Raw genomic sequence first — 24,378 nt, forward strand, 5'->3', positions numbered from 1 at the left:
ATCTGTATTATATTTAGGTTATACTATTAAAACGACACATTAACACCAAAAGAACATACTTTAGTTAACGGATACATATTACCATTACCAACTGGTGACTCAGGGTCAACACCTTTCATTTTGGTAAATGTAAACAGGTTCTCTGCATTCAGATAAAAGCGAATGCGCTCCATTGACAATTTCTTTACAAAACCTTCAGGAAGAGTATATCCGATCTGGATATTCTTAGCTCTCAGATAAGCTGAATTCTGTAACCAGAAAGAAGAGAAACTACCGACATTGATACCGCCGATCCTCAGTTTAGGATATTTTCCGGCTATCCAGCTTCCATTGTCATCCTGATGCCAACGATCCATGTGATGTTCCTGAAGTGAGCCCAAACTCTCCGGTAACGGAAGGCCACCATAGCTATTAATATATGTTTTCTGAGACGCTACACCTTGTAAGAATATATTCAAATCAATACCTTTCCATCCAAAATCAAGATTAATACCAAATGGGAATCTAGGGCGGGAACTACCTAAGCGAACGCGGTCGTTTGCATTAACAGTCTCGTTTTCATCTGTATCCTGATATTTCAAATCACCAATACCTGTTTTTATATTTTGGAATGCATGATTTTTTACTTCTTCGTCACTGGCAAAAATACCTTCACATTTCCAGCCATACCATTCATTCATTTCATGTCCTACTTCTGTAATATAATTACCGCTAATTACCGGACTACCGATCATCTCTTTCACTTTATTCTTTGCGTCCGAAACCTGTAATGTTACTCCCCATCTAAAGTCATTTTTCTGGTCACGATAAGAGAACATAGCCTCCCAACCAATATTATCAACCACTCCTACATTCATAATCGGAGCACTCATGCCATAAGTGTCAGGAACAACCGGAGTCATTAAAATATCGGAAGTACGGTCTTTAAAGCCATCCAATGACAAAGAGAATTTATCATTCAAGAAAGAAACATCCACCCCTATATTGGTTGTTGTTTTTGTTTCCCATGTCAACTGATCGTTAATAGACTTTGTATAATATGCACTTGTATGCGACATACCACCAAAATAATATGCAGAAGTGGAGATAGTGGAATAATGTTGATATAAAGCAGATGTATTCTGGTTACCGGCCTGTCCCCACGATACTCTCAATTTAAGATTTGAAATATAGTCTTTTGCACGGAAAAACGGTTCTTCCGAAATACGCCATCCGGCAGAGAAAGCCGGGAACAAACCCCATCTCACCTTTGAAGAGAAACGTGAAGATCCATCATAACGCAAGTTCGCTTCTGCAAGATAACGACCTTTCCATGAATAATTTATACGTCCAAAGAAAGAAGCGATAGCCCAATCGGAAGCTGTTCCGGAAGTTGTCCAGACATTAGGATCCGCACTACCGGCATTTATTACATAGATATCATCAGTTAAAAAATCACGTCTGCCTACTGTTTCCTGGTAATCTTTATTCCATTCAATAGATGAACCCGCCATAACCTTTAAATCATGATCTTTGGCAAATACTTTGTCATACGTAAGAAGAGCCTGCAGGTTATGTTCGTAATTGGATTGATTAAATACAGTCATTGAGTTTGTACTATAATCAAAATCAACAGTTTTACAATCTTCCGGACTAATAAACTGCATACGCTTACTAAAGTTGACTTCACGTGTAGGGTCATATTTACCAAAATAAGTTCCTTTCAGATTCAAGCCATCCAAAATATTCCAGGTTAAAGATAATGATCCATTAATACGATTGAATTTCCTATTCTGGAAACCACCATCTTCCGAGGCCAGACCAAAACGGTTGGCCCAGGCTGTAACAGAAGCCCATTGTCCGTCTTCTGTGAAAATAGGCAATGCTGAAGGACGCCTGTAAGCAGAAGAAATAATGTCACCTAAATTACGGGTAGGCCCACTAGGATATGTCGCAGTAGATGGAGCATGCCGAGTCGATGGCATAAAATTTAATATAACTTCAGCTGTTAATTTCTCAGTTATTTTATACTGATCGTTTACCCTGAAGTTCAAACGATTGAAACTGGTATTTTTCATAATACCATCTTGATACAAATATCCGAATGAGAATAAAAAAGTATTCTTTTCACTACCTCCGGACACAGTTACGTTATGTTGAGTTTGAATAGACGGATCAAACAAATAATCAGGTCTGTTCGCACTAGGTTTCTTACCCGTACGGAATTCTTCCACTTGCTCCTCCGACCAGGTATAAGTCGTTGTATTCGGATTGTCATTATACTCAGCTTCCCTGAATAACCGGGCATGATCATAAGCATTTACCATTTTAGGATAGGTAGTTGCATCCTGTACACCGACATAGCCATCATAGGAAACACGTATTTTGCCCGCCTTTCCTTTTTTGGTTGTAACCAGAATAACACCGCCAGATGCCCTCGCTCCATAAATAGCTGCTGCTGCCGCATCTTTCAAAACCGTAACACTCTCGATATCCTGTGGATTCAAATTAGCCATCGAAATAGCTTGTCCGTCTACGATAACTAACGGATCATTCGAACTAAATGTACTTTTTCCGCGAATACTCATATTCATTGCTTCATTACCGGGTTGCCCACCTGTCTGAGTAACAGTTAACCCCGGTATTTGTCCCTGAATAGCCTGTTGTACATTCGTATAAGATCTGTTCTGAATTTCTTCTGAATTAACAGAAGCTACGGCACCGGTCAAATTCACTTTCTTTTGTGCACCATAGGCAACAACTACAACTTCATCGATCTTTTGAGTATCTTCCACTAACACAACTCGGAGATTTTTACCGTCACCCACCGGCATGTTTTGAGAATTATATCCGATAAAAGAAATTTGTAAAACAGCATTAGGGGAAACTTCGAAAGAAAAACTACCGTCAACATCCGTTATAGTCCCGTTTGTGGTTCCTTTTTCTACCACATTAGCTCCGATAACAGGTTGTCCGCTTTTATCAACGACAATTCCAACCACTTTCTTTTGCTGTTGCGCAACTTCGATCGCCATATCACTAATATCCTGTGTCTTAACAGGATTCTCTGCTAAAATTATAGCAGGACTCGCTAACATAAAAAACAAGGCGATAAACGCATTATTTTTCTTGTAAAAATCAGTTTTCATAATACATTTTGAATAGGTTACTATATAAAGAATTAAGTATAAAGTATGAGATTTAAGGAGATTGCCTCTCAATCATTCCAAGGTATTTTCACTACAATTTTCCGAACCATAGCCGTCTTTCCTATTTCCAGGCATGGTTTGTGCACATCATCGGGGAAAAAGACAAAAAAATGTTCTTTATCTGCATGCAAACGTGTCCCGGGTTTCCCTTCTAAAAACATTATATCAGCTTGTTCATCATAATCCGGATTTTCTGTTACTTCATTCATAGGTAATAAATCAATATACTCCTCTCCTTTTGAAACATATTGAATATCGATATATTTCCTATGCGCCTCATATCTGGCTGTCTCATGTTTTTTTGTTTCATATTCAGACACTGTTGCATATATTCCGTCATCCGATAAATCATACCGTCCAAGGGCTAATTCATTCAGATTATTTTTTTTCAGAAAATCAAATGCAACCTGCCATGCTTTTCCATTTCGTTCATTTTGTAAAACGAACAACTCCTGATTAATACTCTTGTCTGGTTTCATCGCCAACTCTTTATACCAAGCCGATTTAGAAATCCATTCATTTATATATTGTGTCGACAATTCAGAAGTTTTTTTCTTTTCAGATTTACATCCCATTATAAAAAAAAGAATGATAATGATTAGATAATAAAATACTTGCCTCATAAGTCATCAGATTTTATATTCAAATCCATTAGGTTTTTTCTTATGATTTCACGTTCCGCATCTTTAAATTTATGGAACGGTTCTCCCATATAATCACTGCAGACCCCCATCAGGTTTAAAGCAGTTTTTACCCCTTTTATATAACTGGAAGCATATTTTCCGATATTATATAAAGAAAGGCTGATTTTTAAAACCTGGGATTGCAGTTCTGCCAGTTTCTCAAAATCTTTACAGGCTGCAGCATTGTAAAGAGCAACATATAAATCCGGGAATAGATTCGCTCCACCGTTCACACCGCCATGCCCTCCCATCAAAACGACTTCGGCTGTCATTTCTTCCGGGCCACATAATAATGTAAATTCCGGATCGTCTTTAAGTAAATAGATTAACTTCTGGAAATAAACCCCATTCGCAGAACTATCTTTCAATCCTATGATATTCGGATTTTTAGATAGAGACAGTACTGTTTCCGGTTCGATCATCACCTTTACATGGGAAGGCATATTGTAAAGGAACAACGGCAAAGGAAGTTGATTGGCCAGATCGTTATAATATTGAATCAATTCTGCTTGGCCGGGAGCAAAATAATAAGGAGGAGCTGCCACCAGAGCATCTGCACCATAATGAGCAGCACTTGCTGCTAAAGATAAAGATTCAGAAAAACTAGTGTCCGTAATCCCAACCAGAACGGGAACGCGTCTTGCCACAATACGGCATGTTTCTTTGATCAGTTCTTTTCTTACATTATAACTGATATTCTGGGCTTCACCACTGGTACCCAAAATGAAAACACCGGAAACACCTCCTTGGATCATACGATTCAGAAGTTTTTCCAATCCAATGATATCCAACGTATCATTATCTATCATTGGAGTAATAGCTGGAGGAATAATTCCTCTTAACGGTTTAGTAAGCATAGATGATTATTTATATAATGGTCCAAAATTTTTACATGCACGATAATCTGCTCCTTCCAGGTTAGATCCGAATGCATTCCAGGCAGAAGGACGGAAAACCTTATCATCCTCTACATTATGCATACAAACAGGAATAGATAACATAGAAGCCAGTGAGATCAGATCCCCCCCTATATGTCCATAACTAATAGCTCCGTGATTTGCTCCCCAATAGTTCATCACAGAATACACATTTTTAAAATGACCTTCGCCTGTGACTCTGGGAACGAAGAAAGTAGATGGCCAGGTTTTATCAGTCCGTTTATTTATGATATTAAAAACATGATCAGGGAATGTAGCAGTCCATCCTTCGGCGATCTGCAATACAGGTCCCAATCCCTTAACCAAGTTCAAACGACACATAGTTACCGGCATTCCGGAACGGGTCAGAAAATTTGAAGAATAGCCATTGCCACGAAAATATTCAAGCGAAGCCGGATACCATGTCGTAGCTTGTAACATTTTATCCACGTCCTCATCCGTGATTTCCCAATAAGGTTTCATTATAGGTAAACCATTTCCATCTTCTTGTTGTCCTGTCCCATCCAATGTGGTCGAGCCTGAATTTATCAAGTGGATAGCTCCATCCGCCAGAAGCCCATCCGGTTTCCAACCACTCACACGCTCTATTGCTTCCGGACTCCAATAAGTTCTAACATCAGAAAATATCTGCGCACGGTTTGTCAATAAATAACCAAACAACATAGAAATACCATTCAAATGATCATCCTCTGTTGCAAAAGGAATAGGTGCTCTCTTTCCATTCCAGTCGAATGATGAATTTAAAATAGCCTCTGAGAAATCCCCATTCGGTAAGAAATCCGTCCATTGCCGCTGTCCTTGAAACCCTCCGACAATTGCATTATGCCCCATTGCCTCTTCTTCATATCCCATATCCCACAATTTGGAATTTCCAAACATCAGGTCACGCATGATGATCGTCATTTTAACAACAAACTCCCAATCTGCATCCTTTTGTTCACGCGTTTTACGAATAGATTCCGGATTGTAATCTTCTCCTTCCCGAGGCATACAATTAGTCTTTGTCCATTCCAGTGCTTTTTCATATTCATCCTTATCATAAATATTCAATTGAATACGTCTAAGCAATTCCGAACAATCGACATACTCCGTACGCATGCCCAAATATTCCTGCAAAAAATCAGGATTCACAATAGAGCCGGCAATACCCATAGAAACAGAACCTATGGCCAGATACGACTTTCCACGCATCATGGCAACAGCCAATCCAGCTTTAGCAAAACGCAATAATTTCTCCTTTACATCCGAAGGTATTTCAGTATCTGTCACATCCTGAACATCTTTACCATAAATACCAAATGCAGGTAATCCCTTCTGATTATGAGCAGCCAATGCCGCTGCCAAATAAACAGCCCCCGGGCGTTCTGTTGCATTAAATCCCCAGATAGCTTTCGGGATCAAAGGATTCATGTCAATCGTTTCAGAACCATAACACCAACAAGGCGTAACAGATAATGAGAGTCCAACTCCTTCTCTTTCAAATTTTTCAGCACAATTAGCTGCTTCTTTTACTCCACCGATACAGGTATCGGCAATAACACACTCTACCGGAGAACCATCCGGATAACACAATGTCTCACTATACAGCTTTGCAACCCGAATAGCTAACCCCATTGTCATTTCTTCCAATGACTCCCGAATACCACGACGTCGCCCATCAATAATAGGACGAATACCAATTTTAGGATAACAGTTTTTCATGATTTCATAAATTAGAATTATATTAAACGATTAACTCAAGAAAACACAACAATTTTAATTCTCTAAACAACTAATTTCCGCATATAATTAAACGATTAACTTTAAGAATTAAAAAAATATCTCCTTTTACAGTTGCAAACATAGTTAAGTTAAACGATTAATCAAAGATGTAATTACATGTTATTAAACAGTTTATTTTAATTTTCCCCGTAAATTATCCTTATTATTATCATTTAGAATAGACATAGCAGACATCTATTCATCAATTTCCAGAAACTTCTGCTGATTAATATTCAATAAACATATCCATAAATTTAATCGAATCTTTCAGTCTCTTTCTTCCTTTTTTTCCACAATTGGTAACTATTAAAAATATTCTGCCACAATACATACGATCCCGGCCCTACTGAAGAAACCGGATCGAGATAAGTATAAGACATCCAGATTGCGAGCACCGTATTCTTTTGTCCCAAAGCCTGTCCGGCACTGATACAGTCTTTATAAATAGTACCAATTCGTTTTCCGAGAAAGAATTGCAGGGCACAGGTTATAAAACCGGCAAGCGCGATCAAGATCTCCACTTCCACCGGAATAGTACTATGCGCCAGCGATTTTACAGTTTGAGCCGTGACGATAGCCAAAGCCATTCCCCACATATAAAAAGCCAGGTCATGAAAACCTAACAGGAAGTGATGTATCTTCGGAAGGCAATACCGGAAGAACAAGGCCAGAAAGAACGGGAAAAGTAACAACGGAAATACCTTACTCAATATCTTCAGAAAGGCAGTAAAGAAAGTGACATCCGCATGAGGTTCAACCAAAGGAAATATCAATGGCACAGCTACCGCAGCCAGGATATTCGATAATAAGGTATAAGTAGTCAGACTCGACGCACTCCCACCCAACTTTCCTGTAATCACAGCTGCCGCCGTTGCCGTCGGACAGATCAGGCAGACCATTGCTGCTTCAAAGACTTCCCGGTAAGAACCTCCCATAGGGACAAAGATCAACAGTGTAGCCAGCAAACATGATGAAACGATCTGAAACAGCAACAACCAACCATGCCACGGAGACGGCATCAACTCCCTCCAATCTACTTTACAAAAAGTAAGCAACAGCTGACCAAAGATTAAAAGCGGGGTTAGATACGAAACAAGCGTATTTACAAACGGTTTTGTCGGCTCCAGAAATGTAAAGTTGGCAAAAATAAAATATCCCAGTGCACCGGCCAGCATTGCAATAGGCAACGTCCAGTTTTTCAGAAAATTCAACATAGCACCTATCTTTAGATTTTCGGGACAAAGATAGGTATAATACTTAAACGAAGAGCCTCATTCGTCATGGAATGAGGCTCTCTTTTTTATTTATCTTCAGATCGGGAATCTTATTTTCTGAACGGCGCTTTCACCACCTGGGCTTTCAGGTTCCTGTTACGTACTTTCACAAAGATTTCCGTACCGGCCTTAGCATACTCAGGTTTCACATATCCCATACCGATACCTTTCTTCAATACAGGAGACATCGTTCCGGAAGTCACCACACCGATCACCTGGTCTTCGGCATCGACGATCTCGTAACCATGACGGGGTATACCCTTGTCTATCAGCTCGAATGCACATAACTTACGGCTTACGCCCTCTTTCTTCTGACGTTCCAGCTCTGCACGGTTGGTAAATTCTTTTCCTTCGGCAAACTTGGTGATCCAACCCAGACCGGCTTCAATCGGAGAAGTCGTATCATCGAGATCGTTACCATACAGGCAGAAGCCCATTTCCAGACGAAGCGTATCGCGGGCACCCAAACCGACAGGCTTGATACCTTCCGGCTTTCCGGCTTCGAAGATGGCATTCCAGATCGTCATAGCATCATCCAGATAGAAATAGAGCTCAAAACCTCCGGCACCGGTATAACCCGTGTTAGAGATAATGACGTTCCTGCATCCGGCAAATTCACCTGTTACAAATGAATAATAAGGAATAGAAGAAAGATCGACCGGAGTAAGGCGTTGCAGCACTTCAGTCGCTTTCGGCCCCTGGATAGCCAGCTGGGCTGTACGGTCGGAAGAGTTTTCGAGCTCTGCCCCCACTGTGTTATGGCTTACACACCAATCCCAGTCTTTCGCAATGTTACCGGCATTTACAACCAGCAGATATTTTTCCGGTTCGTAATGATAAACCAGCAGGTCGTCCACAATACCGCCCTTATCATTCGGGAAGCAAGTGTATTGTGCCTTACCCAAAGGTAAAACAGAAGCATCATTGGATGTGATACCCTGGATGAAAGCCAGTGCGTTCGGGCCTTTTACCCAGAACTCACCCATGTGAGATACATCAAATACACCTACACCGTTCACAACGGTCATATGTTCGTCAATGATGCCGGTATATTCGATTGGCATGTTATAGCCGGCAAATTCGTGCATTTTTGCTCCCAATGCGATATGCACATCGGTAAACGGAGTTGTTTTCATGTTATTATTCGTTTAAGATTTCTGAGCTAGCAGCTCGGTTATTTTTATTATGGTTTGCATACTTTTTTCCAGTGAGTTGACCGGTAGGAACTCGTAACGTCCGTGGAAGTTCAGCCCGCCTGCAAAGATATTCGGGCAGGGCAATCCCATGAACGACAGACGGGCTCCGTCCGTACCGCCACGGATCGGCTTAACCAACGGCTTAACGCCGACAGCTTCCATCGCTTCGAACGCCAGGTCTACGATATATTTCTTCGGTTCGACCACTTCACGCATATTATAATACTGATCGCGAAGTTCGAGCGTTGTGCTGCCCGGATGAATCTCATTCATACGTTTTACCAGCAGGCGCAACTGTTCTTTCTTCTCTTCAAACAAAGTACGTACATGGTCGCGGATGATATAAGACAAGGAAGCCTCTTCAACCGTTCCGGACATATTGGTCAGATGATAAAAACCTTCATAACCGGCCGTATGTTCCGGGCGCTGTGAGACAGGCAACCAAGAAGCAAACTCAATAGCCAGCAGCGAAGCATTCAGCATCTTATTCTTTGCATAACCCGGATGCACGTTCAGTCCCTTGAAAGTTACTTTTGCACCGGCCGCATTGAAGTTCTCATACTCCAGTTCGCCAATCTGTCCGCCGTCGATGGTATAAGCCCATTCGCAACCGAACTTCTCCACGTCGAAATGATCGGCACCCTGTCCGATCTCTTCATCAGGAGTAAAGCCGATACGAATCTTTCCATGTTCGATTTCCGGATGGTCTTTCAGATACTGAACAGCCGAAATGATAGCTGCTACGCCAGCTTTATCGTCGGCACCCAGCAAGGTCTTACCGTTGGTCACGATAATATCCTGGCCTTTATAGTCGTTCAGTTCAGGGAACATCACGGGAGAAAGTACGACATTCTCTTCTGCGCACAACACGATATCGCCGCCTTTATAGGATACGATACGGGGTGTTACGTTCTTACCGGACATATCCGGACTGGTATCCAGATGCGCAATAAAACCGATGGTAGGTACCTTCTTTGCCGTATTGGCGGGAAGCGTAGCCATGAGATAACAATTGTCATCCAGGGTAATATCTTCCAGACCGATTGCTTCCAGTTCCTTTTCCAATTCAAGGGCAAGCACCAGTTGTCCGGGAGAACTGGGCGTTGTGCCCCTCTCTTCGTCCGACTGCGTGTCGAACGTAACGTACTTCAAAAATCTCTCTGTCAGATTCATAAGGCTGTGTTTTTTAGAAACAGCTTGACCCGTCGTAGCAATGCGTACAAACACATTCCTTAGGCAAGCCGATCGATTGAATTAAATCTTCTACGGTGTTAAATTTGAGCGTGGTGATGTTCAACTGTTCACGGATACGCTCAACAAGGTTATTATATTGTTCGGTACCCGTTGTGGAATACTTATCCAGATCTTTTGCATCATCACCCTCTATTTCTTTAACAATCCGGCGGGCAATAAGTTCGAGATGAGATTTGGATGCAGAGAAGCCTACAAACGGGCATGCATGCAGGATAGGCGGACATCCGATACGCATATGTACCTCTTTTGCCCCGTATCCATACAGTATATTTACATTATCGCGAAGCTGTGTTCCGCGCACGATCGAGTCATCACAGAAGATCACCCGCTTGCCACGCAGCAGTTCACGATTAGGGATCAGTTTCATTTTAGCCACCAGGTCGCGCACAGCCTGGTTAGCCGGAGTAAAGCTGCGCGGCCATGTCGGCGTATATTTTACAATGGCACGGCGGTAAGGAATACCTTTTCCTTCGGCATAACCCAGAGCCATACCGATACCCGAATCGGGAATACCGGAAACGAAGTCGGCTTCCACCTCATCCTTCTTAGCCATCGAAACACCGCTGGCATAACGGGAAGCGTCCACATTCACTCCTTCATATTCAGACACCGGATATCCGTAGTACACCCAAAGGAAAGAGCAAACCTGCATCTTCTTATTCGGTTTACGCAATTGTGTCATCTTATCAGCAGTAAGATGTACTATTTCGCCGGGGCCTACATTATATTCCACTTCATATCCCAGGTTCGGGAAACTGCAAGGTTCGCTGGTAGCGGCATAAGCACCTTCCTTCTTACCTATTAATATAGGTGTACGTCCCCATTTGTCGCGGGCGGCAATAATACCGTCTTCGGTAAGGATCAGCATCGAGCAGGAGCCTTTTACCTTTTCGTGTACGATTTCTATTCCTTCCAGAAAAGTCTTACCCTGAGAGATAAGCAATGAGATCAATTCGGTTTGATTGGTTTGTCCGGAACTAAGTTCGGAGAAGTGACAACCTTTATCCAACAATTCTTTCTCCAGCTCGTCCAGATTATTCACCTTTGCAACCGTTACTACGGCATATTTACCCAAATGAGAATTAAAGAAGATCGGCTGCGGATCTGTATCGCTGATGATACCTATACCTGAATTTCCCTGAAATTTATCCAGTTCACTTTCAAAACGTGTACGGAAATAAGAATTTTCCAGATTATGGATAGAACGTTTAAATACGCCATTGTGGAGAGTTGCCATACCGCCTCTGCGGGTTCCCAAGTGAGAATTGTAATCTGTGCCGTAGAATAAGTCGGTAGCACAAGCCGAGTTAGAAATAGTTCCGAAAAAACCACCCATTGTTCTTACTATTTTTGATTTTTGAATTAGGACACAAATGTACAAGAATATTTAGACATATACCAAACCTGATAGTATTCTATCTAAAAATTATAATGGAAACATCTCAAACCTTAATATATATCCGTAAGCATTCGGCGTAGTGTATATAAACAACCTCTGAATGCTGCTTATGGAAACAGTATTACCTAAACTGTTTCATAGTAGTGAAACAAGTGTTTCACCTAGGAGAAACAACTGTTCCATCTAAGTGAAACACTTTTTCTAAAGAGTGTTTCATATCGGAAAGAAATAGACTTTCGACTAAAACTACGGTAAACAAAGAGCACCGATACGCAGTAAACATTTTTTAACTACACCAAAAACAAAAGGTTTCCAGCCATTTAGAAACAAATATCACTCCCGGTGAAAGAAAACGCTTGCATTGTAAAAAATAATATCTACTTTTGCACCCGGGTAAGTCCTACACGGCATGCTCCCTCGGAATCCCCCAGGGCTTGACCGCAGCAAGGGTACTTGGTTGTAGCGGCGCGATGTAGTAAGCTTACCCACCTGCCTCTTTAGCTCAGTTGGCCAGAGCACGTGATTTGTAATCTCGGGGTCGTTGGTTCGAATCCGACAAGAGGCTCTCCAAAAGAGGAAGTTTATTTATGTAAACTTCCTCTTTTTTTTATTATCATAATTGCATATTCTTGCAAAAGGATTAATTTTGCTGATGTAAACATTAAAACAGCAATATACATGGAAGAAAATAAAGGTTTACTATTAAAAAGCGCGATGACTTATGGCCTGGTCATGGGTATTTTCTGGGTGATAAAGTATCTGTTCTTTATTTTCAGTAATACAGTGCCCTCTCTTAATATTGTTTATCTGGGGTTGACACTGCTCGTTCCGTTTATCGCCTACTATCTGACCAAACGATATAAACAAGATATCGGAGGAACAATCAGCTTCTTCCACGCCTGGCGTTTCGGTACGATGCTGTATTTCTTCGCAGCCTTGATCGTTGCACTGGAACACTTTGTGTTTTTCCAATTCATCGCACCTGCCGACTTCCTGTCGAACTCGATCAACCAAATGATAGATGTACTGAAAGATTCACAGGTAAGTACCGAAGTAATGGAGGCTGTCGGAAAAACGAACTTCACTCCTATCCATATGGCTATTCAAGGTATCTTTAACAATATATTTTACGGCATCATACTTTCTATCCCGGTAGCTGCCATTTTATGCAGAAATAATGAAACCGGAAATGTCGGACAAGCATAACAAGGAGAAACAAGACAAATAATGGACATATCAGTAGTTATTCCGTTGTATAACGAAGCTGAATCACTTCCCGAGCTGGAAACATGGATTGAGCGGGTAATGAAAGAAAATAACTTTACTTACGAAGTTATATTTATAAATGACGGGAGTACGGACAACTCATGGGAAGTAATCGAAGAGTTACAACAAAAGAACGCATGCGTCAGAGGCGTTAAGTTCCGTCGTAATTATGGTAAGTCACCCGGGTTGCACTGCGGTTTCCAACGTGCCAAAGGGGATGTGATCATAACGATGGATGCCGACTTGCAAGACAGTCCGGACGAGATCCCCGAACTGTACCGTATGATCAAGGAAGACGGTTACGACCTCGTTTCCGGATGGAAAAAGAAACGCTACGATCCATTATCGAAAACAATACCAACCAAGCTGTTCAACGCAACAGCCCGTAAGTTCTCGGGGATAAACAACCTGCATGACTTCAACTGCGGACTGAAAGCATATAAGAATATTGTAATAAAGAATATAGAAGTGTATAACGATATGCACCGGTATATTCCTTATCTGGCTAAGATCGCAGGTTTTCATAAGATCGGCGAAAAGGTCGTGCAACACCAGGCACGCAAATACGGTACTACTAAGTTCGGGTTGAACCGCTTCGTGAACGGTTACCTCGATTTAATTACACTGTGGTTTACTTCCAAGTTCGGAAAGAAACCGATGCATTTCTTTGGTTTGTGGGGAAGCGTTATGTTCTTTATCGGTTTTATAGCGCTGGTGATCGTGCTGAGCATGAAACTGGTCTCGATGTTCTCCGGTGATTTGCGTCCGCTTGTGACGAACTCACCTTTCTTCTATATCTCGCTTACCGCAATGATATTGGGAACACAGATGTTCCTTGCCGGATTTATCGGCGAGCTGATATCCAGAAATGCACCTAACCGGAATAATTACAAGATAGAAACGGAAATATAAATACGTATTCCGGAGTTATTCGCCCGGACTCCGAAAGAAAAGGAAGGCGACGCTAAAGGTTAGCAAAAGGGAAACTTTTAAGTTATGTCAATTATAGAAATAGTGTTACTAGCTATCGGTTTATCGATGGATAGTTTAGCCGTGTCTGTGACCGGCGGTGCAATGATACGTACATGCACCGTATGCAATATGGTTAAGATAGGCTCTTTTATGGGGATCACACAAGCGGTAATGACAGTTCTGGGTTATCTGGCAGGGATCGGGTTCCAGAGATACATTACGGCTTTCGACCACTGGATCGCTTTCATTCTTTTATTGTACCTGGGAAGTAAAATGATTTACGACAGTACACAGGAAGAGGATGAAGAATGTAAAGCCAATCCGCTTTGCAACAAGACATTGTTCGGGTTAGCCATTGCTACGAGCATCGATGCGATGGCAATCGGCATATCACTGGCAATTCTTAAATCGGATATTGTCATACAAGCGTCCCTGATCGGTATCGTCACTTTCCTGATGTCCGTTTCCGGTGTTTATTTCGGAAGCCGTTTCGGACGCAAGGTCGACTTAAAGCTCGACCTAATCGGAGGATTGATACTGATCGGCATCGGAGCTAAAATATTAATAGAACATTTGTTCTTCAGTTAAGAGATACCATTATGAAAAGCCAGGAGTTACGCAGACTAGCCCCGGAAATCGACTCACTCCGCCTTGGTAGCGGATGGAGCATCGGTGACCTCAGCAAGCCCCAGATCATCGTTGAAAGCAGTTACGGACACAGCCATCCCGGCAGTGCCCACTTGAACACACTGGTAGAAGAAGCCGGAAAAGGCGTTGGCGACGCCGGAGGACGGGCAGCCAATTATTATGTAACCGACATCTGCGACGGCGAAGCACAGGGACACGATGGAATGAATTACTCGCTGGTATCACGCGACATCATGGCCGCCATGATGGAGATACATGTAAAAGCGACTCCGTTCGATGCCGGGGTATTCATCACCAGCTGCGATAAATCCGTACCGGCTCACCTGATGGCTATTGCCCGCCTGAATATGCCGGCTATACTTGTGCCCGGCGGAATCATGAAAGCCGGTCCCAATCTCCTGACATTGGAACAGATAGGCAAATACAACGCACAATACGAGCGTAAGGAGATCAGCGAAGAGCAATTCCTGGCTTATAAAAAGGATGCTTGTCCGTCCTGCGGTGCTTGTTCGTTTATGGGAACAGCTTCCACCATGCAAGTGATGGCCGAAGCATTAGGTATCGCTTTGCCCGGCTCGGCTCTGATCCCTACCCATATACATTATTTAAAAGAGACTTCCCGCCGTGCCGGCCAACGTGCCGTCGAACTGGGATCAGAAGAATTACTTCCTTCCGACATTCTTACTATCGACGCCTTTAAAAATGCGATCATGGTACATGCCGCCATAGCCGGATCGAGTAACAGCCTGCTACATTTACCGGCTATCGCACACGAACTGGGCATCCAGCTTCCCCCCGAACTATTCGATGAAATACACCGGAAAATACCTTTTCTGCTGAATATACGTCCAAGCGGATTCTGGCCGGGCGAATATTTCTGGTATGCAGGGGGTGTCCCGGCTATCATGGAAGAGCTGAAAGATGTCCTGAACCTGGATGTACGGACCGTTACAGGTAAATGTCTGGGAGAAAACCTGGAAACTCTCCGTCAGAACGGCTTTTATGAAGGATGCCGTAAATATCTGCCGGCACTCGGAGTGAAGGTCGGCGATATTATCAAGCCTTTCGATAATCCGATCCGCAAACAAGGAGCGATTGCCATATTAAAAGGGAACCTTGCCCCGGAAGGAGCCGTAGTAAAACACGCCGCCATCTCCCCCAACCTGATGCAAGCCACGTTGACAGCACGTGTATTCGACAGCGAAGAAGAGGCATTACAAGCCGTATTGCAAAAAGATATCCATCCGGGCGATGCCGTCTTTATCCGCTATGAAGGCCCGAAAGGAAGCGGTATGCCCGAAATGTTCTATACAACGGAAGCGATCGCATCCGATCCGGAACTGGCGGAAAGCATTGCCCTTATTACCGACGGACGTTTTTCCGGTGCAACCCGTGGCCCGGCTATCGGCCATGTCTCACCGGAAGCACACGAAGGTGGCCCTATTGCCCTGGTTGAAGACGGCGATCTGATCCATATCGATATTCCGGCACGCAAGCTGGAGATAACAGGAACGAACGGTGTACAACAGACTCCGGAAGAGGTAGACCGTATACTTTCGGAACGCCGTACGCTATGGAGTAAACCCGCTTCCCGCCATACGCGTGGCATTCTCGATATATTTACGCACAACAGCGCTTCGCCCATGAAAGGGGCTTATATGGAGAACAGAAACGCTTAAACATTTGATATTAGTTGAAATACAATAAATTTTAGTATCTTTGCCGACCTAAAATTTAAAAGAGATGTATAAGAAAATCGGCTTTCTGGCAAGTCTATGGATACTTGTTTTCACTGCTTGTACAAACCAGAAACAATATTTTGAAGAGAGTGGTTCCGTATTTCATACGCTCTACCATATCAAGTACGAGGCCCCTGAGTTACTGACAGAAAAGATTGACGCTGAATTCCAGAAATTTAATCTTTCATTGAACCCGTTCAACCCGAACTCTATCATAGCCAAAGTGAACCGGAACGAACCTGTAGAAGCAGACGACTGGTTTATCGAGGTATTCAACAAGGCTACAGAAGTCTCCAATAACTCCGAAGGCCTGTTCGACATCACCTGTGCCCCGCTGATTAATCTTTGGGGATTCGGCTTCAGCAAGATGGACAGTGTAACTCCGCTAATGATCGACAGTATCAAACAGTTTGTCGGTTATCAGAAAGTAAAACTAAACGGACGACAGGTTGTTAAAGACGATCCGCGTATCTTACTGAACTGCTCTGCCATCGCTAAAGGATACGCCAGCGACATAATCGCCCGTCTGCTCGAACGCGAAGGCGTTAAGAATTACATGGTTGAAATCGGCGGAGAAGTAGCAATGAAAGGAGTCAATCAGAACGGAGACTGCTGGCTCATCGGTATCAACAAACCGGAAGACGATTCCACCGGAATAAAAAATGAGATAGACGAAGTAGTTCAGCTATGCAAAAAAGGAGGCGTTGCCACCTCCGGTAATTACAGGAATTATTATGTAAAAGACGGCAAAAAATACGCGCATACAATCGATCCGCGTACAGGATATCCGTCTGAACAAAATATTTTAAGCGCAACAATCGTTGCAGACGACTGCATCACGGCAGATGCCTATGCAACTGCTTTCATGGCGATGGGACTTGAAAAAGCACGCCAGGCAGCCAAAAACATTCCCGGTATTGAATATTATGTTATCTACTCCGATGAAAATGGTAAACATCAGATAGAATACTCCAAAGGTATGCTTCAATATCTACCCGACAGGCAGTCTGAAGCAATACTGAACGAGTAATATTTTTTTATGAAGAATTTTTTTAATCAGTTCGAATGTAAAGAAGTCAAAGCAAAAGAAGTAGCATACGACACGGAGTCGATTGGTAATGTATTACTTTTTGTTACAGTCGGAAAACTTCTTATCAGCTCAACGACATCGACACCGGCCATAGAACTAAACGAAGGACATTTTGTATTGCTACCAGCAGAGAATCGTTATCTCATTACGGCCGTTACAGATGCAAAAACAGTGTTAATGCATGCAGGAAGCTTATCAGCGATGATCACGGAAGATCCCGAATGGAATCCGGAAAGACCGGTAATCCTCCCGATCTTCCCTTCATTAGCTAAGACGATCTACCTGCTTGAATCCTATCAGAAAGAAGCAAAGACGAAGCTTAATTAAAAGCTTTTGATCAGGAATGACGGATTTATCCGGAAATAAATCCCGGCAGAGAAACTGGTAGCACTACCGGATTTACGGATTCCGTCAACTCCCTGCTCATACATGTTGACAGACAGATGTTGATAGACATCAACATCTACGCCCACGGAAAAGCCTTTTCCAAAACTCCGGGAGTATTCCAATCCCAGATATACCAAATTTTGCCCGTCGAACGTTACACCATCCATTGACGTTGACACTGCACCATAAAAAGGACTGCCAAACATCGAGATGAATTTATTACTGTTCCAATAAGAGGTCTTCACACGGAAATCATAAATATCGGCAGAAGCCCGGACATAAAAACCGGACCCGCTACCATAAGGCCATAAGTCGCCGGCTTGCTGGTAATAACCGGCCACGTCAAACTCCAGGTTCACATTCTTTACGATCGGATTACCGGTATTCCAGACAGCCCCGGCACCAATAGCCCCGTTCATCAGGGTCTGGACGGAATTGGTGTAGATCGTATCGATCTCCCCTCCTCTATGTTGAGCAAGCCCCTGCAACGGCATATAGAAATGAAAACGCGACTCCGGATCATTCAACTTATATCGGGCCGATAGTCCGACAGTAAACGCTTCCTGATGCGTATCGCCATGAAATATAAAGCTTTCCCAGTTCACCCACACATCCAGGTCGAACCGGCGGGAATCATACAGCAGTTGCAAGCCGGCTTCAGGATCGGCGGTCAGGTTCAGCTCAGGATTATACAAGGGTTCGATAAGGTTATGATTCGCTCCCCCATAAATATCTCCCAATACGATATTTACATGATCCGACAATGCCATCTGCGCACGAAAAAAAGGAAGCACATGAAAGCCATGCTGATACTGGTTCCCCTTCCAGGCCGCTATGTCCTGATAAGCCAGGCTCGGATATTTTGTAGCTCCCCAGTAGCGCAACATATGTGCACCGACCTCAAGCTTGATATTACTTAACGGATAAAATACCACTTTAGGCTGAACCCATAACCCGGGCAAGGAATACCCCTTCATGATAGAGCCTGAATATTCATTGTCCTTAAAGAAACTTATATTATCCAGTTCTACGGATAATTGCCCTTTCTTACCCGGATCAATCCGATGATCCGATTTAAATACACGTTCGGGGATTTGTGCAGAGACAGTTTGTATGGCTAACAAACCCATAAGCACAAGAGTTATCATTTTCATTTGTTTTCTAAATTTGCAGCAAACGTAAGAAATTATCGGCATAAATAAAAAGGGATACGGAAGTTTTACCTTCCATATCCCTTTTAATATCCTATTTGTTAAAACTAGCTCAACGTCTCGGAGTAGCTTCTTTAACAACCATCTGACGACCTTCGTATTCAGCACCGTCCAATTCTTTGATCGCATTTCTTGCTTCGCTTTCATTAGTGAACTCAGCGAATGCAAAACCTTTAGATCTGTTAGTGTCGCGATCAATGATTAACTTTACTGATTCTACAACTCCATACTCTTCCAGAACCTGCTGTAAATCAGATTCTCTAACCCGGTAATTCAGGTTACCAATGTAAATATTCATACAAAAATGATATAAAATAATTAATAAAAAAGGGAAACAAATAATCTTGGAAAGGTCGATTACTACAAAATAAATTCATTTTTGAATATTACATCGGAGATAAAAGAGCTATTTCTGAAAACTATGTTGTTCACTTGGGACAAAGAAAAGTATTTTTATTTGATAAATCATCATAATCACGAATTTATTTGCCACCTAATTTACATTTTATAATTTTGTAACATAAAAAACAGGGCATGAAGCATATAGCCGAACTGCCATATTACAATACGTCCGGATAAAACAGATTTCTACGAAGTCATACTTTAACAGATATATCCGGACAAGTTAATGGAAATTATAGTATTTTTGACCAATTATATCGCATATTTATCCTTTTTAATCCAAATAAGAAGGGCTAAATTTGCACAATTATTTTTGAACTTGAATTGACATGGAAAAAATCGAAGTAAAAGATGCCAAGGGTAAACTTGGCATTCTCGTTGTGGGTGTAGGTGGTGCAGTCTCTACCACTATGATAACAGGAACATTAGCCGCCCGTAAAGGGTTAGCCAAACCAATCGGATCGATCGCTGAAATGGCGACCATGCGTTTGGAAAATGGAGAAGAGAAAGCAATCAAGGACATTGTTCCTTTGGCAGACCTGAACGATATCGTATTCGGCGGATGGGATATATTCTCCGATAACGCATACGAAGCTGCCATGTATGCTGAAGTATTGAAAGAGAAAGACCTGAACACTGTAAAAGACGAGCTGGAAGCTATCAAACCAATGCCGGCTGCCTTCGATCACAATTGGGCCAAACGCTTAAACGGTACACATATCAAACAAACCACTTCCCGTTGGGATATGGTAGAGCAGATCCGCCAGGACATCCGCGATTTCAAAGCTGCCAACAACTGCGAACGTATGGCTGTACTATGGGCTGCAAGTACTGAAATTTACATTCCTCTGTCAGAAGAACATATGTCGCTTGCTGCTCTGGAAAAGGCAATGAAAGAAAACAACACGGAAGCAATCTCTCCTAGTATGTGCTACGCTTATGCAGCCATCGCAGAAGGCGCTCCGTTCATCATGGGTGCTCCTAACCTGTGCGTAGATACGCCTGCCATGTGGGAATTCTCCAAACAGATGAATGTGCCTATTTCCGGTAAGGACTTCAAGAGTGGACAGACATTGATGAAAACCGTACTCGCTCCGATGTTCAAGACACGTATGCTGGGTGTAAGCGGTTGGTTCTCTACCAACATCTTAGGAAACCGCGACGGCGAAGTACTCGACGATCCTGCAAACTTCAAAACAAAAGAAGTGAGCAAGCTGTCGGTAATCGACAACATCTTCGAACCTGAAAAATACCCGGATCTTTATGGAGACGTATATCATAAGGTACGCATCAACTACTATCCGCCGCGTAAAGACAATAAGGAAGCATGGGATAACATCGACATCTTCGGATGGATGGGATATCCGATGGAGATCAAGGTAAACTTCCTTTGCCGCGACTCTATCCTTGCCGCTCCTATCGCGCTCGACCTGGTGCTGTTCAGTGACCTTGCCATGCGTGCCGGTATGTCAGGTATCCAGACCTGGTTGTCATTCTTCTGCAAAAGCCCGATGCATGATTTCGAACACCAGCCTGTTCATGACCTGTTCCAGCAATGGAGAATGGTTAAACAGACGCTGCGTGATATGATCGGTGAAAAAGCGCCCAGTTATCTGGATTAATAAAACACATACAGAAATAAAGGTTTCTTCTTTCCGTGAAAAGCTTGCCTTCTCACAGAAAGAAGAAATTCTTTTCGTATATCACTCTTTTTAATTCAAACAAATTCTGAATATGGATTATGCAATCATTGCAGCAGGCGAGGGTTCCCGGTTGGTGCAAGAAGGTGTTAAATGGCCCAAACCTTTAGTACAGCTAAATGGGATAACTCTGATAGACCGTCTGATCAATGTCTTCCTGAAAAATGATGCGTCTTCTATTAGTATTATTGTAAATGAGGAAATGACAGAAGTACAGGAGCACCTGCAGAAGCTGGAACTTCCGGTTCCCTTCTACCTGCTGGTAAAGTCCACCCCCAGTTCGATGCACAGTTTTCACGAGCTCAGCCATTACCTGGACAGCGACAATATCTGCCTGACAACTGTCGATACCATTTTCAAGGAAGATGAATTCAGTGGATATATACAAGAATTCCTGAAAGAAAGCCGGTTGGACGGTCTAATGGCCGTAACCGATTTTATCGATGACGAAAAACCTTTATACGTAGATACAGACAACGATTTAATGATCCGCGGCTTTTTAGACAAACAGGGAGAGCCCGCATGTACTTACATATCCGGCGGGATCTACTGCCTGAGACGTTCCGGACTTACCGTTCTGAACAACGCTATCGAACAGGGTATGTCGCGCATGCGCAACTATCAGCGTCAGCTTATAGCCGAAGGCTTAAGGCTGAAAGCCTACCCATTCAGCAAAATCGTAGATGTCGACCACGCAGAAGATATCAAAAAGGCCGAAGAGTTTTTAAAAGATTAAACAATGAGTAAACTAACAATAGCAGGTATCCGCCGGGAAAATCAATTCTCCCCCAATCATATTGGAAACGATGCCGCCATCTTTTCGCTGACCGTTCAGCATTTGCGCGATCTGGGATGTGAAGTAAACGAATACATAGAATCAGACCTGATTATACGTAACTTTGAGGAAACAGCCATCTTCAATATGGTACGTAACTGGACTTCCATCCATAAGCTTCAGCAAATGGAAGACGAGGGATACACCGTTATCAACTCCGGTTATGGGATTGAAAACTGTACACGCGAGAAAATGACCCGCCTGTTAATGTCGAACAACATCTCACATCCTGCCAGCCTGATCCTTCCTACCGATGAAGATCCGACCGCTGCGCTCGAAGAAGCAGGTTTCTATACAAGCTGGATCAAACGCGGTGATTTCCATGCGATCCACCGGGAAGATGTCACGTACGTAAGGAACCCGGAAGAAGCCAAAACAATTCTGAAAGAATACGCTATCCGCGGAATAAAAACAGCTGTGATCAATGAACATCTGGTAGGCGATCTGGTCAAGTTCTACGGAGTGACCGGAACCGATTTCTTTTACTGGTTCTATCCATCCAACCAGCATCACAGTAAATTCGGTTTAGAACAAATAAACGGAACGGCCAAAGGCATTCCGTTCGACGAGCCAAAGCTGCTGCAGCTTTGCAGTCAGGCTGCGGAAGTACTGAATATACATATTTATGGTGGCGACTGCATCATATCCGAAGACGGTTCGATCCGGTTGATCGATTTCAACGACTGGCCAAGCTTTGCCCCTTGCAGAGACGAAGCTGCTCCCCGGATAGCCCGCCGCATCTATAACTTAATCAACAAATAATGGAAGGAGCAAAACAGAAACCCAATATAGAATCGACTCTCAAGTCATTAGATACGGAAGAGTTTATCGATATTCATTTCTATCGCCCGATAGGTTATCGTTGGGCTTTGTTCTTCAACAAACTGGGAGTATCGCCCAATGCCATCACCGTCGCCAGCATATTCATTGGGATTGCGGCAGGTGTCTGCTTCTATTTCCAGAGCCTAACGATCAATGTAATAGGTATGCTGCTGCTTGTATGGGCAAACTCCTACGACAGTGCAGACGGACAGCTGGCCCGTATGACCGGTAAAAAAACCCCACTGGGACGTATCCTGGACGGTGCTGCCGGCGACTGCTGGTTCATAGCTATCTATGCCGCTATCTGCCTCCGCCTTACTCCGGAATGGGGAATCTGGATATGGATATTTGCCGCTATCACCGGTTTTTTCCATAGTAAACAGGCGGCTATGGCCGATTACTACCGGAACATTCATTTGCTATTCCTCAAGGGGAAAGCCGGAAGCGAACTGTCCTACTCTCCTATTCTAAAAGAGAAATACAAGACTATGAGCTGGAAAAAGGATTTTATCTACAAGCTTTTCGAAACGTTCTATATTAACTATACAGTCGGGCAGGAAGCTTTGAGTCCTAAGTTTCAGAAGATGATGAACATCATCCGTACCAAATATCATGACGAGGCACCGGAATGGTTCCGTCAGGCCTTCCGCAAGAAGAGCCTTCCGATGATGAAATATACGAATATGCTGTCATTCAACACACGCGTAATCGCATTATTCATCAGCTTGTTTATCGATATGCCCTGGTTGTATTTCGCATTTGAAATAACTGTTCTGAATATAATGCTGGTATATATGATATATACGCACGAGCATTTTTGCACGGTATTTACGAAAGAACTTGAATCAAAATCATAATTAATATGTTCGAATCAGACAAGATCAAAGGGATCATTTTCGATTACGGCGGTACCATCGACAGCAACGGCATGCATTGGGCTGAAGTGATCTGGATGGCTTACCAGGCGGAAGAAGTGCCGGTAAGCAAAGAAACCTTCCGCGAAGCCTATGTGCATGGCGAGCGTACTCTGGGCAAAAATCCGATCGTACAACCGCATCACACCTTCCTCGATATGCTGCGCCTGAAAACGGACTTGCAAATCGAATGGCTTAAAGCCGGTGATTTTCTTCCGGAAGAACTGGCCACTCCCGGATTAAAACAACGGCTGGCAGACTGGTGCTACGCCTATGCCCGTAAATCGATAGACTCAGCCCGTCACATACTCGCCGCTCTATCCCGAAAATACCCGCTGGTACTGGTATCTAATTTCTACGGGAATGTCGAAGCTGTATTGAAAGACTTTCATCTGGATTGTTATTTCCAATCGATCGTCGAATCGGCTGTAGTCGGCATCCGTAAACCCGATCCGGCGATATTCCGGTTAGGTGTAAAAGACTTATTACTACCGGCAGAAGAGATTGTCGTGATCGGTGATTCTTACGACAAAGACATCGTTCCTGCCACTTCCATCGGCTGTAAAACGATCTGGCTGAAAAGTATCGGTTGGAGCGAATACGAAGGGAATGAAACGGCAGACCTCGTGATCACCGACTTCGCAGAGTTGGAACAAACGTTCGGCCTATAGGCATTTCGACCATCAAAAGTTCAATAGA

The 24,378-nt window shown here is 43.1% G+C and carries 21 protein-coding genes and 1 tRNA gene; 12 read left to right on the plus strand and 10 right to left on the minus strand.

Features of this window, described 5'->3' with window-relative positions:
• Positions 1-26 precede the first annotated feature (26 nt).
• The 8 genes from HMPREF1212_RS15115 to HMPREF1212_RS15150 form a co-directional block, all read right to left on the minus strand.
• Entirely contained in the window at positions 27-3,128 is a 3,102-nt protein-coding gene (locus HMPREF1212_RS15115; protein ID WP_028730438.1) for a SusC/RagA family TonB-linked outer membrane protein, read from the minus strand.
• Between the two features lie 68 nt (positions 3,129-3,196).
• On the minus strand, positions 3,197-3,811 hold the full coding sequence (locus HMPREF1212_RS15120) for a NanQ anomerase/TabA/YiaL family protein (protein WP_052349955.1): 615 nt from the start codon (positions 3,809-3,811) through the stop codon (positions 3,197-3,199).
• Entirely contained in the window at positions 3,808-4,728 is a 921-nt protein-coding gene (locus HMPREF1212_RS15125) for a dihydrodipicolinate synthase family protein (protein WP_028730436.1), read from the minus strand. Before HMPREF1212_RS15125 ends, HMPREF1212_RS15120 begins: the two co-directional genes overlap by 4 nt.
• 6 nt (positions 4,729-4,734) lie before the next feature.
• Positions 4,735-6,510 (minus strand): L-fucose isomerase, encoded by a 1,776-nt coding sequence (locus tag HMPREF1212_RS15130; RefSeq protein WP_046149906.1) that lies wholly within the window; start codon positions 6,508-6,510, stop codon positions 4,735-4,737.
• 314 nt (positions 6,511-6,824) lie between these two features.
• Complete coding sequence (locus HMPREF1212_RS15135) at positions 6,825-7,784, minus strand: transporter (RefSeq protein ID WP_046149907.1); 960 nt, start codon at positions 7,782-7,784, stop codon at positions 6,825-6,827.
• A 110-nt stretch (positions 7,785-7,894) separates the two neighbouring features.
• Positions 7,895-8,980 carry a glycine cleavage system aminomethyltransferase GcvT gene (gene gcvT / locus HMPREF1212_RS15140; RefSeq protein WP_046149908.1) on the minus strand — a complete coding sequence of 362 codons (1,086 nt, stop codon included), beginning with the start codon at positions 8,978-8,980 and terminating at the stop codon, positions 7,895-7,897.
• Between the two features lie 12 nt (positions 8,981-8,992).
• A complete protein-coding gene (gene pepT / locus HMPREF1212_RS15145) occupies positions 8,993-10,213 on the minus strand; it encodes a peptidase T (protein WP_046149909.1) in 1,221 nt (406 codons plus the stop codon).
• 13 nt (positions 10,214-10,226) lie between these two features.
• Positions 10,227-11,630 carry an amidophosphoribosyltransferase gene (locus HMPREF1212_RS15150; RefSeq protein WP_046149910.1) on the minus strand — a complete coding sequence of 468 codons (1,404 nt, stop codon included), beginning with the start codon at positions 11,628-11,630 and terminating at the stop codon, positions 10,227-10,229.
• Positions 11,631-12,184: 554 nt separating this feature from the next.
• On the opposite strand from HMPREF1212_RS15150, the gene HMPREF1212_RS15155 reads away from it, so the two are divergent.
• From HMPREF1212_RS15155 to HMPREF1212_RS15185, 7 genes are all read left to right on the plus strand, one after another.
• A tRNA-Thr gene (locus HMPREF1212_RS15155) sits at positions 12,185-12,258 on the plus strand.
• A gap of 113 nt (positions 12,259-12,371) precedes the next feature.
• The gene (locus tag HMPREF1212_RS15160; RefSeq protein WP_028730430.1) at positions 12,372-12,899 is read left to right on the plus strand and encodes a DUF4199 domain-containing protein; all 528 of its coding nucleotides are present in this window, start codon (positions 12,372-12,374) and stop codon (positions 12,897-12,899) included.
• Positions 12,900-12,920: 21 nt separating this feature from the next.
• Positions 12,921-13,871, plus strand: coding sequence for a glycosyltransferase family 2 protein (locus tag HMPREF1212_RS15165; RefSeq protein ID WP_046149911.1), 951 nt, complete (start codon positions 12,921-12,923; stop codon positions 13,869-13,871).
• Positions 13,872-13,955: 84 nt separating this feature from the next.
• Complete coding sequence (locus tag HMPREF1212_RS15170) at positions 13,956-14,519, plus strand: manganese efflux pump MntP (protein ID WP_028730428.1); 564 nt, start codon at positions 13,956-13,958, stop codon at positions 14,517-14,519.
• 11 nt (positions 14,520-14,530) lie between these two features.
• Positions 14,531-16,258 carry a dihydroxy-acid dehydratase gene (gene ilvD, locus HMPREF1212_RS15175; protein ID WP_082099894.1) on the plus strand — a complete coding sequence of 576 codons (1,728 nt, stop codon included), beginning with the start codon at positions 14,531-14,533 and terminating at the stop codon, positions 16,256-16,258.
• A gap of 64 nt (positions 16,259-16,322) precedes the next feature.
• Entirely contained in the window at positions 16,323-17,348 is a 1,026-nt protein-coding gene (locus HMPREF1212_RS15180) for an FAD:protein FMN transferase (RefSeq protein WP_028730426.1), read from the plus strand.
• 9 nt (positions 17,349-17,357) lie between these two features.
• Positions 17,358-17,735, plus strand: coding sequence for a hypothetical protein (locus HMPREF1212_RS15185; RefSeq protein ID WP_046149913.1), 378 nt, complete (start codon positions 17,358-17,360; stop codon positions 17,733-17,735).
• Here the strand turns inward: HMPREF1212_RS15185 and HMPREF1212_RS15190 are convergent.
• Positions 17,732-18,949, minus strand: a complete 1,218-nt coding sequence (locus HMPREF1212_RS15190) for an LpxZ family protein (RefSeq protein ID WP_046149914.1) — start codon at positions 18,947-18,949, stop codon at positions 17,732-17,734. The two genes, HMPREF1212_RS15185 and HMPREF1212_RS15190, sit on opposite strands and share 4 nt — an antisense overlap.
• 109 nt (positions 18,950-19,058) lie before the next feature.
• The gene (locus tag HMPREF1212_RS15195) at positions 19,059-19,304 is read right to left on the minus strand and encodes an RNA recognition motif domain-containing protein (protein WP_028730423.1); all 246 of its coding nucleotides are present in this window, start codon (positions 19,302-19,304) and stop codon (positions 19,059-19,061) included.
• Between the two features lie 433 nt (positions 19,305-19,737).
• On the opposite strand from HMPREF1212_RS15195, the gene HMPREF1212_RS15200 reads away from it, so the two are divergent.
• From HMPREF1212_RS15200 to HMPREF1212_RS15220, 5 genes are all read left to right on the plus strand, one after another.
• Positions 19,738-21,030, plus strand: a complete 1,293-nt coding sequence (locus HMPREF1212_RS15200; protein ID WP_028730422.1) for an inositol-3-phosphate synthase — start codon at positions 19,738-19,740, stop codon at positions 21,028-21,030.
• 112 nt (positions 21,031-21,142) lie between these two features.
• On the plus strand, positions 21,143-21,844 hold the full coding sequence (locus HMPREF1212_RS15205) for a nucleotidyltransferase family protein (protein ID WP_028730421.1): 702 nt from the start codon (positions 21,143-21,145) through the stop codon (positions 21,842-21,844).
• A gap of 3 nt (positions 21,845-21,847) precedes the next feature.
• On the plus strand, positions 21,848-22,705 hold the full coding sequence (locus HMPREF1212_RS15210; protein WP_028730420.1) for a hypothetical protein: 858 nt from the start codon (positions 21,848-21,850) through the stop codon (positions 22,703-22,705).
• A complete protein-coding gene (locus HMPREF1212_RS15215) occupies positions 22,705-23,622 on the plus strand; it encodes a CDP-alcohol phosphatidyltransferase family protein (RefSeq protein ID WP_046149915.1) in 918 nt (305 codons plus the stop codon). Before HMPREF1212_RS15210 ends, HMPREF1212_RS15215 begins: the two co-directional genes overlap by 1 nt.
• A gap of 5 nt (positions 23,623-23,627) precedes the next feature.
• Positions 23,628-24,350 carry an HAD family hydrolase gene (locus HMPREF1212_RS15220; RefSeq protein WP_028730418.1) on the plus strand — a complete coding sequence of 241 codons (723 nt, stop codon included), beginning with the start codon at positions 23,628-23,630 and terminating at the stop codon, positions 24,348-24,350.
• Positions 24,351-24,378 lie beyond the last annotated feature (28 nt).

This window comes from Parabacteroides sp. HGS0025 (assembly GCF_000969845.1).
Taxonomy (GTDB): domain Bacteria; phylum Bacteroidota; class Bacteroidia; order Bacteroidales; family Tannerellaceae; genus Parabacteroides; species Parabacteroides gordonii.